The sequence below is a fragment of the Actinacidiphila glaucinigra genome (genome assembly GCF_900188405.1).
In the GTDB taxonomy this organism is placed as follows: domain Bacteria; phylum Actinomycetota; class Actinomycetes; order Streptomycetales; family Streptomycetaceae; genus Actinacidiphila; species Actinacidiphila glaucinigra.
In genome coordinates this window covers 356397-371096 of sequence record NZ_FZOF01000007.1, presented here as the reverse complement: position 1 = coordinate 371096, position 14700 = coordinate 356397, and the positions used below count along the sequence as shown (strand labels likewise).

Below are 14700 nucleotides of genomic sequence, written 5' to 3'. Positions count from 1 at the left end.
CCGGAGGTCACACGCCGGGGTCGTCGGTGGCCGGTTGCCGCACACCGGCGCGTACCGCCTCCAGTTGGGCGGCGAACGCGAGGCCCAGGAAGAGCGCGACCGAGGTGAGGTAGGACCACAGGAGCAGCGCGACGAACGCGCTGAGCGGCCCGTACATGCTGGTGAAGGAGCCGCTCGCCCCGACGTACAGGCTCAGTGCCCAGGTCGACGTGATCCACAGCACCAGGTACACCGTCGCGCCGAAGGCGAGCCAGGTGTAGCCGGGTTGGTCGCGGCGGGGTGAGCGGCGGAAGATCGCGCTGGTGGCGAGCACCGCGAGGAGCGTCCCGAGGGGCAGGCGCAGGGCGTCCCAGGCGTGCGTGGTCGCCGTGTCCAGGTGGTAGACCTGCGCCAGGGCGCGGGTCAGGTGGGCGCCCAGGACGGTGAGGACGAAGCTGAGCCCCAGCGGTATGCCGGCCAGCACGGCCATCACGAGCCCGCGGCTGTACTTCTGGAGGAACGGGCGGTCGCGCTCGACGCCGTAGATGCGGTTGGCGCCGCGTTCGACCTGGCAGAGGGCGGTGGTGACGTTGGCGACCGAGAACAGCAGCCCGAGCCACAGGGCCGCCCGCCCACCGCCGTCGCCCTGCCGGTGGCTCTGCCGCAGGGCGTCGTCGATCACCTCCTGGCTGGGGCCGCTCGCGATCCGGCGCACGGTCAGTTCGGCGACGCGGCCGATGTCGTCGGTGTGCAGGACGCTCGACAGGCCGATCACGGCGATGGCGAAGGGGACGATGGCAAGGACCGTCTGCAGGGCCAGCGCACGGGAGTGGCTGAAGCCGTCGGCGTAGCGGAACCGCACGAAGGAATCGCGCAGCAGGCTCCAGCCGCCGTACCGGCGCAGCGCGGCCCATGCCTCGTCGCCGGACAGCTCTTCGCCCTGCACGTCGCGTCGCTGCGGGACGCGGGTGGCGGTGCCCATCGTTCTCCTGACTGGTTCGGCGGCGGCGATTCAGCCGCCGGAGGTGACGGCGTGGTCGTCGTGCCGGGGAGCACGGGCGGCGGCGGGTACGGGAGTGGGGGCGGGCAGGCGGACGGGGAGGGCCCCGGGCTGGACCTCGATCGTGAGCCGGGTGCCGTCGGCGACGACGTCGCCGTCGAGTTCGCGTGCCTGGGGCGTGGCGAAGCCGATGTCGATCCGCCGGGCCTGGAAGTACTCCAGTGCCCCGCGGGCCACGGGCGATCCGGTGGCGGTGTCACCGGACCGCCCGGCGCGGCGCGGCAGCATGCGTACCGCCAGGTGCCCCGCGGCGGCCGCCCATCCGGTCAGGCCACGGGGGTTGAGCAGCACGAGGTCCAGCCGGCCGCTGTCGGGGCGCGCCGCGGGCAGCAGCGGCAGGCCGCCCTGGAGGACGCCGACGTTGCCGATGAGGACCATCCGGGCCCGGCGCTGCAGCTCCGGGCCGCCGTCCAGACGCATCGCCAGATGCATGCGGGGGTCGGTGAGATGCCCGGCCCCGGACACGACGTAGGCGCTCCAGCCCAGGCGCGCCTTGAGCCGGTCCGAGGCGTCACGCACCATGGCGGCGTCGAAGCCGGCGCCGGCCATGACGGTGAAGCAGGTCGCGGGCAGCCCGTCGCCGTGCACCCGCCCCACGTCGATGCGGGTGGTCCGCCCCGCGAGCGCTCGCTCCAGGGCCGCTGCCGGATCCAGGGGCAGGCGGAGGTTGCGGGCGAGCAGGTTGCCGGTACCGCACGGCACGATCGCCAGGGCGGTGTCCGTGCCCAGCAGGGGCTCGGCGCAGGCGCGGACGGTGCCGTCGCCGCCGCAGGCCACGACCAGCGCCGTGCCGTGTCGCGCCGCCAGCGCCTCGAGTTCGCCGTTGGGGCGCTCCACCGTGGTGAGGGTCCACCGCTGGTCGGTGTAGCCGTGGCGGTCCAGGACGGCGCGAATCGCCTCGGCCAGTTCGTCGGGGCAGGCATGCGGGTGCCGGACGACGACGGCCCCGCGTCCCCCGGCGGCGGCGCGGGAGCGGGGGCCGGGCGGCCTTCCGTGCGGTCCCCCGGACGGCGGCAGGGCGCGGGCCAGCACGAACAGGCTGCAGGCGCCGTTGAGGAGACCGCCGACGACGTCACTGGGGTGGTGCATCCCCGCGTACAGCCGCGACACCGCCACCGCCGCCGGGAGGCACAGCAGCAGCGCGACCGCGGGCAGCCGCCAGGGGTGGCGCGTCCCGCGGGCCGCGAGCACGGCCAGGCCCCCGTACAGGGCGAGCGCGGCCCCCGAGTGCCCGGAGGGGAAGCTCGAGGCCGGCGGCGCCTGCTCCAGGTGCGGCACGTCCGGGCGGAGCCGTTCCACGCACATGGTGACGAGGACGAAGACCGCCGACTGCGCCGCCACCGCACCGGCCAGGAAGTACGCCGCGGCCCGCCGCGGGGTGCGCGGCAGCACGAGCAGCGCCACCACGCAGAGCAGCGTCACGGCGATCACACCCTGTGTGCCCGCGACCAGGGACAGCCCCTGCGAGACCGCGTCGCCCGCGCCGGTGCGGTGCTCGGACAGGTACCGGACGACGGCGTCCTCCGCCGGCACCGGCCACCGGCCGGCCCACGGGCCGGTCACCAGCGCGCCGAGCGCGACCAGCAGTGCCCACAGCAGGGGCAGCGTCAGCAACCACCGCGGCCGTAAGGCGACCGCGGCGCCATCGATCCTCATGGCTGCCGTCTTACCCGTCCGGCGCGGGTGACGCGTGCCCGGCGGCAACGGCCTCCCGGAGCGCACGGAGCGTCTGAAGCGCCTCAGAAGTCGCCGCGCGCGAGCCGATCACCCGCCGGCGCCCCGGAACCTCTCCCTCCGTACGTCATCGCGGCCCGCCCGCCCGGAGTCCCCGCCTGCGCGTCATCGCCTCCAGGTCGAGCTGGAGCGGCGACGGCGGCACGGTGAGGACCGGGCACGACGCGTGCGCGAGGCAGTAGCGGGCGACCGGGGAGCGCCACGGGCCGCGCCTCCGCCTCCGTCCCGCGCCGACGACCAGCAAGTCGCCGTCCCGCTGGGCGATCCTGACGAGGGTCTCCCCCGCGCTGCGGCCCGAGATCGCCAGGCCGTCGACGTGCAGATCGCCGGCGGTGGCGGCGAAGACGTCGTTCAGCACAGCGGTCAGCAGCCGCGTCGCCGCGCTCCGGGCCGTTTGCGGCACCGGCCCGGGGTTCCGGGGCGGCGAGCCGGCCTCGGTCCGCGTCCACACCAGTACGGCCAGCAGCCTGCGTCCGCTCAGACGGGCCTCGGCGCCCGCGCGCTGCAGCGCGACCAGGCTGTTCAGGGAGCCGCTGACGCCCACCACGACCCGCTGTTGTGACGGCCCTTCCATCGACACCCCGTCCTCCCGGCCGGATCGCACCTGTTCAAGAACACGACGACGCGTCGCCGGAGGGTGTGATGTCGCGCCGCTCACACGCCCACGCCCTGTGACCGCTGTCACCTCACGCCCGGCCGGAGCGCCTCGTCAATCCGGTGAGGCGCGGCCGCAGGGCGTGCCGTCCCACTTCGTTTCGACGGAAGGAAAGAGATGTCCGACCCTCTTGACGCGGGCCAGGGGTCCGCGGCTGCCAGGATCGGCGTGACCGCAGTGCGGGGAGCCGGCCGATGACGACCCAACTGCAACAGGCCATGCCCGTACCTGGTGCCGCCCGTCGAAGTGGCCACCCGGGGATCGCGCTGTTCATCATCGCGGCGTGCCAGCTGATGATCGTGCTGGACAGCACCATCGTGAACGTCGCGCTGCCGAACATCCAGCGTTCGCTCGGCTTCTCCACGACCGACCTGTCCTGGGTCCTGAGCGCCTACACGCTGACCTTCGGCGGCATGCTGCTGCTCGGCGGCAGGGCGGGCGACATCCTCGGGCGGCGGCGCGTGTTCACCACCGGCATCGTGGTCTTCACCCTGGCGTCCCTGCTGGGCGGCCTCGCGCAGGAGCCCTGGCAGCTGCTGGCCGCGCGCGCCCTGCAGGGCGTCGGCGGCGCCATCGCCTCCCCCACGTCGCTCGCGCTCATCACCACGAACTTCGCCGAGGGGCCCGAACGCAACCGGGCGATGGGGGTGTTCGCGGGTGTCTCCGGCGCGGGCGCGGCCGTCGGGCTGCTGGCCGGCGGCATGCTCACCGAGTGGCTCGACTGGCGCTGGGTGCTGTTCGTCAACCTCCCCATCGGGCTCGTCGTGGCGGTGCTCGCCCCCGTCTACATCAACGAGTCCCGGCGGCACCCCGGCCACTTCGACGTGGCCGGCGCCGCGACGTCGACCCTCGGGATGGCGTCACTCGTCTACGGGTTCATCCGGGCCTCCGAGGACGGGTGGAGCGACCCGCTCACCGTCACCGCCTTCGTCGCGGCCGCGGTGCTCCTGGCGGCGTTCGTGCTCGTCGAGTCCCGTGCGGCGCAGCCCATCATCCCGTTGCGCATGTTCGGCGACCGCAACCGCGTCGGCTCGTACGTGATCATCCTCTGCCTGGCCGGCGCGATGTACGGGATGTTCTTCTTCATCGTGCAGTTCTTCCAGATCGTGCTCGGCTACAGCCCGATCCGCTCGGGACTGGCGTCGCTGACCTTCACCGGGGGGCTGGTCATCGCGGTCGGGATCACGCAGCGGCTGCTGCCGGTCCTCGGCCCCAAGCCGTTCGTGGTCATCGGCTCGGCCCTGTCGGTCGTCGGTCTGGGCTGGCTGACGTTCATCGGTCCCGGCACCACGTTCGTGGGCGGCGTGGTGGGGCCGCTGTTCGTCTTCGGCGCCGGCGTCGGCCTCAACTTCGTGACGCTCACCCTCACCAGCGTCTCGGGCGTCGCCCAGCACGAGGCCGGAGCCGCCTCCGGGGTGCTCAACGCCTCGCAGCAGGTCGGCGGTTCCCTGGGGCTCTCCATCATGGTGACGGTGTTCGGGACGGCGAGCCGCAACGAGGCGGAGCAGCAGTTGCCGTCCTTCCTGGCCCGGGCCGGCGCCGCCGAGAAGGCCGAGCTGAGCCGGACGGGGCAACTGCCCGGCCACTGGGGGCACCAGGTGCTGGCCGAGGGCATCTCCTCGGCGTTCGTCACCTCGGCGGCCATGGCGGCCGTCGCACTGCTGGTCGCGCTGGTGCTGATCCGGGTCCGCAAGAGCGACCTGGAGAACCTCACCGGCAAGGCGGCGGCCGCGGGCCCCGGCCTGTAGCGGGGCGATCGCCCGGGACCGGCCGTACAGGGCCGTTCCCGGGCGCAGGCGCAGGCGCAGGCTCATGCGCACGTGGGGCCGTGGACAGAGGGCGGGTACGTTGGCACGGCCGGCCGCAGGAGCGGGGAAAGGGGGGCCATGGCGAGCGGGCACGAGGCACACGAGGCCGCCCCCGGGCAGCAGTCGCGGACGGGGCCGCCGCTGACGCGCGCCCTGGACCGTGAGGCGGCGCAGGCACGCCGGCTCCTGGCCGCAGGCGAGTGGCGGCCCGCCCCGGCGGACTCCGAAGCGGCGGCAGCCGTACTCGCTCGCCTCACCGCCCCGCTCCCGGCCCGTCGGGGAGCGAGCGCCGGGACCCTCGCCAGGGACCGGGACCGGCGGCTGCAACGCCTTCTGCGCACCACGCTCCACCACCTCGACGCAGGCGCCGTCAGCCCGCGCGCCGCCGCCCTCCTGGCCGCCGTCGCCCGCGCCTTCCTGCCCTGGCACGCCACTCCGAACCCACCGGGTGCGGCCGCCGCCCCGAGATACGGCGTCCCCTCCGTGCCGCCGACCGAGGCGGGCGAGGCGCTGCTCCGCGAGTTGGTCCCGCTGTTCGCCTCGCTGGCCTCGGCGAGCCCGCCCGGAACGGTCCCGCTCACGCCCCCGGCCGAGCCCTGGCAGGTGCGGTACGCAGGCCGCTTCCGCCGTCACGGCAGACCCGCTGCCGGGGTGTGGACCGCCGAGACCGTCGGCTGCCCGGCCTGCGGGGCCCGGACCGGCCCGTGGACGGTGACCTGCGACTGGAGCCGACTGTCGCTGGGCTGCCCGTGCGGGGTGGTGACCGACGGGCACGGTCTCGCCTTCTCCGAGGTCTGGCTTCTCCTCCCCGACCTGTGAGTGGCCGCCACCGGCGCCGTTCAGTACCGATTCCCCCAGTTTCCGTGCCCGGTCCGGACTTTCCCTGAGGTCGGGCGGCCCTTCGACGTCGACGGCGGCCTGCCGGCCATCGACATCGACAGTCCGTCCGTCAGCCATCGGTGGGCCACCGTCATGTTCAGCACCCGCCCGCCGGTGACGGTGCCGACCAGGGCCCAATAGCGTTCCAGGCGGGGGTCGAAGCCGGATGACCTCGACACCAGCCCGTGCAGGAAAGCGCGGAAGGCGGGGGTGTCCGACTCGCGCCGGGCTCGTGCGTGGGCGGACACGAAGGCGTTCACCGCGTCCCCGGCGCCGGGCGGCAGGCCCCGGGCCACGGCGGCGGCGGTCAGAGCGGCGGCTTCGTCGATCTGCCCGTAGAAGGCCGGGGCGTCCCTCATCTCCTCGTCGTGGTCCTGGGTCCAGCGGGTGAAGCTGGGTGTGGAGATCAGCAGATGGAGCTCGGCGTAGGCCAGGACCGTTGTGGGGTCGGGGTCCTGCGGCGGGTCGGGGGACAGCATGGCGATCATGATGTCGAGCCGGCGCTTGGGCATGGCCGCCGGCAGCTCGCGATGCCAGTGGTCGGTGAGGGTGCGATGCGCCTGCGGGAGCCGCTGCACGCGGGAGAGGATCTCCAGACGCCGGAGCCGTTCGTCGTCCGGGCAGTCGTCGAGGGACTTGAGCGTGGCCTGACGCCACCGCAGCTCGGTCAGTCGCTCCTGCACCACCTCGAGTTCGGTCGCCACCAGTTCGCCGAAGGAGCGCTCACCGGTGACCACCTGCGTGATGGTCGAGATCGGTGTGTCCAGCGCCCTCAGGCGCCTGATGAGACGGATCCGCTCCCACGCCTCGGGACCGTAGCGCCGATGACCGCCGGTGCTGCGGGCGGCCACGGGCAGCAGGCCGCTGTCGGAGTAGTAGCGGAGGGTCTTCACCGGAACCCCCGTTCCGGCAGCGAGTTCGCCGATGCTCCAGGTGTCTTGCGTCACAGGCTCTTGAACCTCCAGCGCACGGGAGGTCCTAGCGTACTGATCACTGACCGCGTCGGTCCGCACAGTTCCCCGCCGTTCAGGCCTCGTTGTTCGGCCTGACCGGCCTCGTGCGGCCTCCCGCGGCCTCGCCCGATCCCTTCCGACCGAGAACGGTGGGTACGCATGTCCTCGACCATGACAACACGGCGTCCGAGCCGAAAAGACCGGCTCCGTGCGGTGCTCTTCCCCCTGCTCTGCGCGGTGGCCCTGCTCGCCGCGACCGCCGTACCGGCGACCGGCGCACAACCCGGTTCCCCGCCCTCCACGAGGGAGAGCGGAGCCGTCGTACGCACCGACCACGGCCTGATCCGCGGTGTGTCACACGGCGCTTACACCACCTTCGACGGCGTCCCCTACGCCGCCCCGCCGACCGGACGGCTGCGCTGGCGCGCCCCGGTGCCGGCCGCGGCATGGCGTGGCGTCCGGGACGCGACGGCTCCGGCTCAGCCCTGCGTGCAGATGCCGGCACCGGGCGCGGCCGCGGCCCTCGGGTCGGAGGACTGCCTCTACCTCAACGTCACGATGCCGACGCCGACTCCGACGCCCACACCGAAGCAGTCCGGCCAGAAGCGGCCCGTGCTGGTGTGGATGCACGGCGGTGCGTTCCTCGGCGGTTCCGGCAGTGACTACAGCGCCGGACAACTCGCGGTCCGGGGCGACACCGTCGTCGTCACGGTCAACTACCGCCTGGGGATCTTCGGTTACTTCGGCCACCCCGGGCTGGGCTCCGCCCCGCCGTTCGGGCTGGCGGACCAGCAGGCCGCCCTGCGCTGGGTGCGGGCGAACGCGGAGCGCTTCGGCGGCGATCCGGACAGTGTCACGTTGTTCGGCGAGTCCGCGGGCGCCCTCAGCATCTGTGCGCACCTCACCTCGCCGGCGGCCGCCGGGCTCTTCCAGCGGGCCGTGCTGCAGAGCGGTTCCTGCCTCATGTCCTTCCCCCGCGGCGCTCTCGGACCCGGGACACCGGCGTACGAGCCCTTCGCCTCACAGCGCGAGGTCCGGACGGCCGGTGCGGAGGCCGCCCGCCAACTGGGCTGCACGGCCGACGGCCGGGACGAGGTGCTGGCGTGCCTGCGCGGGCAGAGCACGGATCGCCTCGCCACCGCGCAACTGATGCAGTCCTTCAACCGGCCCGCCTTCGGCAACGCGTTGCTGCCCACGGCGCCGGACGAGGCGCTGACGTCGGGGCGCTTCCACCGCGTGCCGGTCATCCTGGGCACCAACCACGACGAGATGCGGATGTTCGTCGGCCTGTCGCTCGCCGCGTTCCCGATCCGCACCGAGGACGACTACCGCACCCGTCTGGTGGAGGCCTTCGGTCCCGCGGCCCCGGCCGTCGAGGCGCGCTATCCGGCGGCGGGGCACCCCACGCCCGCACTGGCCTGGGCCGCGGCGCTGACCGATCGGTCCCTCGCCTGCACCACGCTGGCAGCCGATCGTGCCATCGCCGCCCACGCCCCCGGACTCCCCCTCTACGGCTACGAGTTCGGCGATCCGGACGCTCCCGTCCTCGCCGGTCTGCCGGCGAACCCGGGCTTCCCCTACGGCGCGGCGCACGGCTTCGAGATGCCTTTCCTGTTCTCCTCCGTCCCCACCGAGCGACCGCTGAACGACGCCCAGCGCGCCCTGTCGGACCGGATGGTCGACTACTGGACGGCCTTCGCGCGCACCGGCGACCCGAACACCGCCGACGCCCCGCGATGGCCGCTCCTGCGCCCTTCGTCACCTCTCGCGCGGTCGGTGCGGCCGGTGCAGTCGCTGGCTCCCGGACCGGGGGGAATCCGCCCCGTGGACGCGTATTCCGCACACCACTGCGCCTTCTGGGACCGTCTGCCCCGGTGAGCCTCCGGCCGGAGGACCACCGGAGGGCTACGGAGGACTACCGGTAGTTCGTTAAATCCGGCGATAGAGGTCGATGCCGTGTCCGGTGGTGACCGCGTCGATAAGGGCCTGGAGCTCATGGGGTGGGTCCGTGTCGGTCCAGGCTTGCCACCATCGGGTGAGGGTGATGGCTGGGGTGAGCCAGGAACGGATAGCGCGTAAGGCCTTGGGCCAGCAGGGCTGCTGGGCCTGGTGGGGTATGTCTGGTCCCCCTCTCTGGCCCCTCCTCGGGACAGGGGTCCGGTGCGGTGGCATCCAGCGGTCCGGGTGGGGCGAACCATTGATCCCAGCAGAAGGAGAAGGCGCAGTTGATTAGGGTTTGGTGGCGGCGGATGGCGCGGGCGGAGCGGACCTGGAAGTCGGCCCAGCCGAGTTCGTCCTTGATCTGTTTGTAGCTCTGCTCGATCCAGGGCCGCAGGCCGTAGAGGCGGACGATCTCGGCGAGGTCGGCTGGCGGGTGCGGGCCGGCCGTGGTGTCGGGTGTGTCGGGGTGGGGCAGGTTGGTGGCCAGGTACCAGGTGGCTTTCTCCGGCAGGCCGGCTGGGTCGGTGGTGGCCACGACCAGTCGGCAGGGTGCGTCGGGTCCGTAGCCGCCCAGTCGGGCGTCGGCGGCCCACCAGGTCTCGGTGTGCCCGTTGCGGAAGTGACGCTCCACGGCCGTCCAGTCCCCGGGATGCTTGGCATCCTTCCAGGTCAGGGCGTGGGCGGCTTCGATGGGGGTGTGCGGCTGGCCGGCCCGGGCCCAGGTGCCGCGGTGCGGCTTGAGCGCCACCACGTAGGCCAGGCCCGCTTCGCGCAGCGCGAGGTACCAGTCGTCGCTGACGGAGTAGGCGCAGTCGGCGACCACCGCCCGGCAGCCGAAGCCGGCCTTCTTCCCGCGGGCCGCGAGAGCAGCAGCCAGCTGCGGTTTCGTACGGAAGGCCGGATCGGAGCGGCCGCTGGTGAAGTGATGGGCGGGGGTATAGGGCGTCGCATGCAGTGGGTAGTACACGCGGCCGTCGGTCCACACCGTGGTCACCGTGACGATGCCGTTGTCTGTCTTGCCCAGTCGGCCCAGCCATTGCCGGCCCACGTGCGCGGTCGCGGTGCCGTCCTTGCGGTCCCCGGAATCGTCGATCACGATGACTCCGCTGTCGTGCGGAGCCGTCGCCGGCTCCTCGCGCAGCAGCTCAAGCCGCCGGTCGTTGACCTGCTCGGCCTCCCAGGGTGACTCGGACAGGAAGAACTGCAGCCGCTGCACCCCCGGCATCCCCGCACCAGCCACCGGCTCCGCCCCGGCCAGGCAGGTGATCGTCTTGTTCCGCTCCCGCGGCGCCAGCAGCCCGGTCAGGTACTCGCGGAACCCTCGCCGCTGGGCCAGGCTGAAGAAGAGGTCGTCGAACCGGGCCGCGTACTCCTCCAGCGGCCCCGGCGCGGGCGGACACGGACGGCGAGCGGTCATCTTCAGCCCCCAGCCTGGCAGTTGACCCCTACCCCCGGCCTACGACCAACCGGAGCTGCCGTCAACCCACACCATCCCCGGATTTAACGAACTACCGCTACTGACGCTCAATGCGTGATGTCGTCATGGTGGTGCGGGGGTGAGTCCGGTTCCGATGAGGCAGCCGTCGAGGACGTGGTGACGGTATTGGAGTCGGCGTAGGCCTTGACGGACTGCGGTGACGAGGTGGTCAGGATCGGTGAAGGCTCGGTTGGCGGTGGTGGTGCGTCGGAGGATCGACCAGATGCCCTCGACCGGATTGAGGTCGGGCGCGTAGGGCGGGAGCTGGTAGACGGTGAGCCAGTCCCGGTCGGCGATGTAGCGGCGCATGCCTGCGGCCAGGTGGGTGTTGAGGTTGTCCCAGACGAGGACGATGGGCCCGCCGAGCTGCTGGTGGGCGTCTTGGATGAGGTCTCGGTAGTCGGTCCAGGCGAAGCTTTTACGGCCGTCGGGTCGGGCGTCGGTGCTCGGCCGGTAGATGAGCCGGGAGGGCTGGCCGGGTTTGTAGCAGGCCAGGGCCGCGATGGATAAGCGGCGGCGTGAGCGGCCCCGGACCCTCACGGTCGGAGTGCGGCCGCGGCGGGCCCAGGTGCGGGTGGTGGGCGGCGTCATCGAGAAGCCGGCTTCGTCCTCGAAGACCAGCCACGCCCCGAGCGCCGCCGCGGTGCTTCCACCTGTGGCCAGGTCTCCTTCACCCAGCCAGCCACCGCCGCCTCATTCCGCTCGACGGCTCGGCGGGCGGGAACTTGGCAGGTCCAGCCGTGCCTCTTGAGCAGCGCGGCGACGCCCTGGATCGTGTACGTCTTGTGGAACCGGCGGCCGATCAGAGTCTTGATCCGTGAAAGGGTCCAGGTCTGGTCCGGCCAGCCGTGCGCGACCGGTCCCTTGTCTAACTCGGTCTCCAGAACCGTGAACAGCGCATCGCTCAGCAGCGGCAACGAGGCCGGGCCCTTCGACGCCAGGGCCTGGACCCCGTCCGTCGACCAAGCCTTCCGCCACCGCTGCACCGAACGCACGCTGACCCGCAGGTCATGTGCGATGACCGAGCTCTCGTCCCCTTGAGCGAACCGGCCGGCTGCCTCGAACCGCAATCGTTCCCGGAACGCTTGGCGTTCCGCGGTCAGCCCGCCGCCCTGCGCGTACCTCATGCACACGGCATACCGCAGGGATCATGACCCGTCAGCCCCATACGACACCACGCATTCAATGTCAGTAACGGCCGTCCCTGGTGCGCCACGCGTGCAGCTTGTCCGGGTGCATCATGAGCCACAGCCGGCCGATGCGGCACTCCTGGGTGAGGTCGATCCCGATGACCGCCGCCGTCACGCCGTCCACGCGCCCGACGAGGCCGGGGCGGCCGCTGACGTCCTCCACCCGGAACGAGACCCCGGGCGCCTTGCGCAGGACGCCGAGGAAGAGGCGGGCGATCTTGTCGGCTCCCACGACGGGCCGCAGGGCGGTCCTGACCCTTCCGCCGCCGTCGGCGGTCGCGGTCGCGGTCACGTCGAGGAGCCCCACGAGCGTGTCCAGATCGCCGGTCTCGCATGCGTGCTTGAACGCCGACACGACGTCCCGGTGCCGTGAACTGCGGATCACCGGGGGCTCGGCCGCCCGGAGACGGCGACGGGCGGACGTGGCGAGCTGCCGGCAGGCCGCGGGGGAACGCCCCACCGTCTCCGCGATCTCCGTGAAGGGGACCCCGAAGATGTCGTGCAGGATGAACGCGACGCGTTCGGCCGGGGTGACGGAGTCCAGGACGACCAGCACCCCCATGGTGACGGATTCGTCCAGGCTGATCTGGTCCGCGGGATCGGGGCCGGTCGCCGCCGGGTCCACGCCGGCGCCGGCCGACCCGGGGAGCGGTTCGGGCAGCCACTCCCCCACGTACCGCTCCCGGCGCACCCGGGCCGAGGACAGGTGGTCCAGGCAGATCCGGCCGGCCACGCGCACCAGCCACGCCATGGGCGACCTGATCTCGCGCTGGTCGTCCTCCGAGAGGGCGTACCAGCGCATGTAGGTCTCCTGGACGACGTCCTCGGCGTCGTACGAGGAACCGAGCATGCGGAACGCCAGATTCAGCAGCACCCGCCGCTCGCCGAAGACGGCGCTCAGCGAGTGGTCGGCGGCCGCGGGCAGGGGCGCGTCAGACATGCCGACGCCCCCGGGTCCGGCCGCGTCCCGCTCCGTCACCGTCGACGACGTGCAGTCGGCGGCCGCGCGTGCACGCGGACGCCGGCGTGGCGCCGGCGTGCGCGACGGTCACCGCGAGCCGGCGGTGGAGGCGTGCGAGGCGGCTCGCGATCGCCTCGTGGAGCGTGTCCCTCACTTGTCCGATCAGCATGTCCCTACGACGAGGCCGCGCCCGGGAATGTGAGGCGCCACCGGCGCCGGAGTCGGCCTGACCCGGGGCTGTGTCCCACGTCACCTGACATCCGCGGCACGTGGGCCGTCGTGACCTACGACCCATCCGGCGCGTGAAGCGCTCACACAGTCCCGAGGGAAGCCAAGGTGACGATCAGCAACACCACAGACCGAGGACGCACGCCCCGCGGGGAGCGGCTTGCCGACTGGGCGGACGGACGGCTCGGCGTGTACACCCTCGCCAGGGCCCACATGCGCAAGATCTTCCCCGACCACTGGTCGTTCATGCTGGGCGAGATCTGCCTCTACAGCTTCGTCGTGCTGGTCCTGACGGGCGTCTACCTGACCCTGTTCTTCCATCCCTCGATGAACGAGGTCGTCTACGACGGCAGTTACGCCCCGCTGAACGGCGTGAGCATGTCGGAGGCCTACTCCTCCACGCTCGACATCTCGTTCGACGTGCGCGGCGGTCTGCTCGTGCGCCAGATGCACCACTGGGCGGCCATCGTCTTCGTGGCGGCCATGTTCGTCCACATGATGCGCCACTTCTTCACGGGCTCCTACCGCAGGCCGCGGGAGATGAACTGGGTGTTCGGCTGGCTGATGCTCGTCCTCGGCATGTTCGAGGGGTTCATCGGCTACTCGCTCCCGGACGACCTGCTGTCGGGCACGGGGCTGCGCTTCCTGCAGGGCGCCGTCCTGTCGGTCCCGGTCGTGGGGACGTACCTCTCGATGTTCCTCTTCGGCGGGGAGTTCCCGGGCGGGGAGATCGTCCCGCGCTTCTACTCCGTGCACATCCTGCTGCTGCCCGGGATCTTCGTCGCCCTGATCACGGCCCATCTGATCCTGCTCTTCCACCACAAGCACACCCAATGGGCCGGCCCCGGGCGCGAGAACGGCAACGCCGTGGGCATGCCGCTGCTGCCGGTATACGTGGCGAAGGCGGGCGGCTTCCTCTTCCTCGTCACGGGCGTGCTGGCCGGCCTCTCCGCCGTCGCGGCCGTCAACCCCGTGTGGAACTACGGACCCTACCGGCCGGATCAGGTCTCGACCGGCGCCCAGCCTGACTGGTACATGGGGTTCGCCGAGGGCCTCATCCGCGTCATGCCGGGATGGGAGGTCGACTTCGCGGGGCACACCCTGGTGCTCGGCGTGCTCATACCCCTGCTGGCCTTCCCCACCGTCCTGGTGCTCATCGGTGTGTACCCGTTCGTCGAGGCCTGGGTCACGGGGGACGCGCGCGAGCACCACCTGCTGGACCGGCCCCGCAACCGCCCGGTGCGCACCGGGCTCGGCGTCGCGTGGCTGAGCCTGTACTTCTGCCTGCTGGCCGGCGGCGGCAACGACATCTTCGCGACGCGCTTCCACCTCTCGATCAACACGGTCACCTGGGCCGTTCGCGTCGCCGTGTTCGTCGTCCCGGTGGTCGCCTTCGCCGTCGCCAAACGCATCTGCCTGGGTCTGCAGCGACGCGACCGGGACAAGCTCCTGCACGGCGCGGAGACGGGGCTGATCCGCCGGCTGCCGCACGGCGAGTACGTCGAGGTCCACCGGCCCCTCGACGCCGCCCAACGCCACGTCCTGGGCTCCCACGAGCAGTACCGTCCCCTGGACCCCGGTCCCGACGAGGACGCGAACGGCCTTCCGCGCAGGCGGACCCGCCGCGAACGCCTGAGGCTGCGCCTGTCGCACGCCCTGTACGGACCCTCGTCCCAGGTGGCCAAGCCGACCGAGGAGGAGATGCGGCGCGGCATCGGGCAATGACCGCTGCGCGGGGTGCCGAATCCCCGGCGCGGTCACACGTGCTCACCCGGTACCCCTGGTCCGCGTCGGCGCGCGCTTCGAGAACGGCATACTGGTGGAGCGGAACGAGG

Annotated in this window: 11 protein-coding genes; 4 read left to right on the top strand and 7 right to left on the bottom strand. The window is 72.4% G+C overall.

The genetic code is table 11. The features are described 5' to 3' along the window. Positions 1-7: 7 nt before the first annotated feature. The 3 genes from CHF15_RS17725 to CHF15_RS17715 form a co-directional block, all read right to left on the bottom strand. Positions 8-961 (bottom strand): YihY/virulence factor BrkB family protein, encoded by a 954-nt coding sequence (locus tag CHF15_RS17725; RefSeq protein ID WP_089224773.1) that lies wholly within the window; start codon positions 959-961, stop codon positions 8-10. Between the two features lie 30 nt (positions 962-991). Continuing rightward, positions 992-2695, bottom strand: a complete 1704-nt coding sequence (locus tag CHF15_RS17720; RefSeq protein ID WP_089224772.1) for a diacylglycerol kinase family protein — start codon at positions 2693-2695, stop codon at positions 992-994. Between the two features lie 145 nt (positions 2696-2840). Continuing rightward, positions 2841-3347: a universal stress protein gene (locus CHF15_RS17715; protein ID WP_089224889.1), complete on the bottom strand. Its 507-nt coding sequence runs from the start codon at positions 3345-3347 to the stop codon at positions 2841-2843. Positions 3348-3622: 275 nt separating this feature from the next. On the opposite strand from CHF15_RS17715, the gene CHF15_RS17710 reads away from it, so the two are divergent. Together CHF15_RS17710 and CHF15_RS17705 are read left to right on the top strand one after the other, a co-directional pair. Beyond that, positions 3623-5176 carry an MFS transporter gene (locus CHF15_RS17710; RefSeq protein ID WP_089224771.1) on the top strand — a complete coding sequence of 518 codons (1554 nt, stop codon included), beginning with the start codon at positions 3623-3625 and terminating at the stop codon, positions 5174-5176. Positions 5177-5314: 138 nt separating this feature from the next. Further along, the gene (locus CHF15_RS17705; RefSeq protein ID WP_089224770.1) at positions 5315-6055 is read left to right on the top strand and encodes a hypothetical protein; all 741 of its coding nucleotides are present in this window, start codon (positions 5315-5317) and stop codon (positions 6053-6055) included. A 20-nt stretch (positions 6056-6075) separates the two neighbouring features. On the opposite strand, the gene CHF15_RS17700 is transcribed toward CHF15_RS17705, so the two are convergent. After that, positions 6076-7062, bottom strand: coding sequence for a MerR family transcriptional regulator (locus tag CHF15_RS17700; protein ID WP_179279844.1), 987 nt, complete (start codon positions 7060-7062; stop codon positions 6076-6078). A gap of 165 nt (positions 7063-7227) precedes the next feature. Here CHF15_RS17700 and CHF15_RS17695 point away from each other — a divergent pair, with 165 nt between their 5' ends. Next, positions 7228-8946, top strand: coding sequence for a carboxylesterase/lipase family protein (locus tag CHF15_RS17695; RefSeq protein ID WP_245938887.1), 1719 nt, complete (start codon positions 7228-7230; stop codon positions 8944-8946). A 115-nt stretch (positions 8947-9061) separates the two neighbouring features. Here CHF15_RS17695 and CHF15_RS17690 read toward each other — a convergent pair whose 3' ends face one another. The 3 genes from CHF15_RS17690 to sigJ form a co-directional block, all read right to left on the bottom strand. Further along, complete coding sequence (locus CHF15_RS17690; protein ID WP_089224767.1) at positions 9062-10426, bottom strand: IS701 family transposase; 1365 nt, start codon at positions 10424-10426, stop codon at positions 9062-9064. Positions 10427-10549: 123 nt separating this feature from the next. Then, a protein-coding gene (locus CHF15_RS46895; protein ID WP_458363509.1) for an IS630 family transposase occupies positions 10550-11613 on the bottom strand; the annotation gives its coding sequence in 2 pieces (ribosomal slippage) (positions 10550-11164 and positions 11167-11613; 1062 coding nt in all). A 61-nt stretch (positions 11614-11674) separates the two neighbouring features. Then, complete coding sequence (sigJ, locus tag CHF15_RS17675) at positions 11675-12616, bottom strand: RNA polymerase sigma factor SigJ (protein ID WP_089224765.1); 942 nt, start codon at positions 12614-12616, stop codon at positions 11675-11677. A 357-nt stretch (positions 12617-12973) separates the two neighbouring features. Here sigJ and qcrB point away from each other — a divergent pair, with 357 nt between their 5' ends. Next, a complete protein-coding gene (gene qcrB / locus CHF15_RS17665) occupies positions 12974-14590 on the top strand; it encodes a cytochrome bc1 complex cytochrome b subunit (RefSeq protein WP_245938885.1) in 1617 nt (538 codons plus the stop codon). Positions 14591-14700 lie beyond the last annotated feature (110 nt).

What these genes read in the sequence shown, in the direction of transcription:
- CHF15_RS17725 (WP_089224773.1), bottom strand. Translation starts at nt 961, where the DNA reads ATGGGCACCGCCACCCGCGTCCCGCAGCGACGCGACGTGCAGGGCGAA.
- CHF15_RS17720 (WP_089224772.1), bottom strand. Translation starts at nt 2,695, where the DNA reads ATGAGGATCGATGGCGCCGCGGTCGCCTTACGGCCGCGGTGGTTGCTG.
- CHF15_RS17715 (WP_089224889.1), bottom strand. Translation starts at nt 3,347, where the DNA reads ATGGAAGGGCCGTCACAACAGCGGGTCGTGGTGGGCGTCAGCGGCTCC.
- CHF15_RS17710 (WP_089224771.1), top strand. Translation starts at nt 3,623, where the DNA reads ATGACGACCCAACTGCAACAGGCCATGCCCGTACCTGGTGCCGCCCGT.
- CHF15_RS17705 (WP_089224770.1), top strand. Translation starts at nt 5,315, where the DNA reads ATGGCGAGCGGGCACGAGGCACACGAGGCCGCCCCCGGGCAGCAGTCG.
- CHF15_RS17695 (WP_245938887.1), top strand. Translation starts at nt 7,228, where the DNA reads ATGTCCTCGACCATGACAACACGGCGTCCGAGCCGAAAAGACCGGCTC.
- CHF15_RS17690 (WP_089224767.1), bottom strand. Translation starts at nt 10,426, where the DNA reads ATGACCGCTCGCCGTCCGTGTCCGCCCGCGCCGGGGCCGCTGGAGGAG.
- sigJ (WP_089224765.1), bottom strand. Translation starts at nt 12,616, where the DNA reads ATGTCTGACGCGCCCCTGCCCGCGGCCGCCGACCACTCGCTGAGCGCC.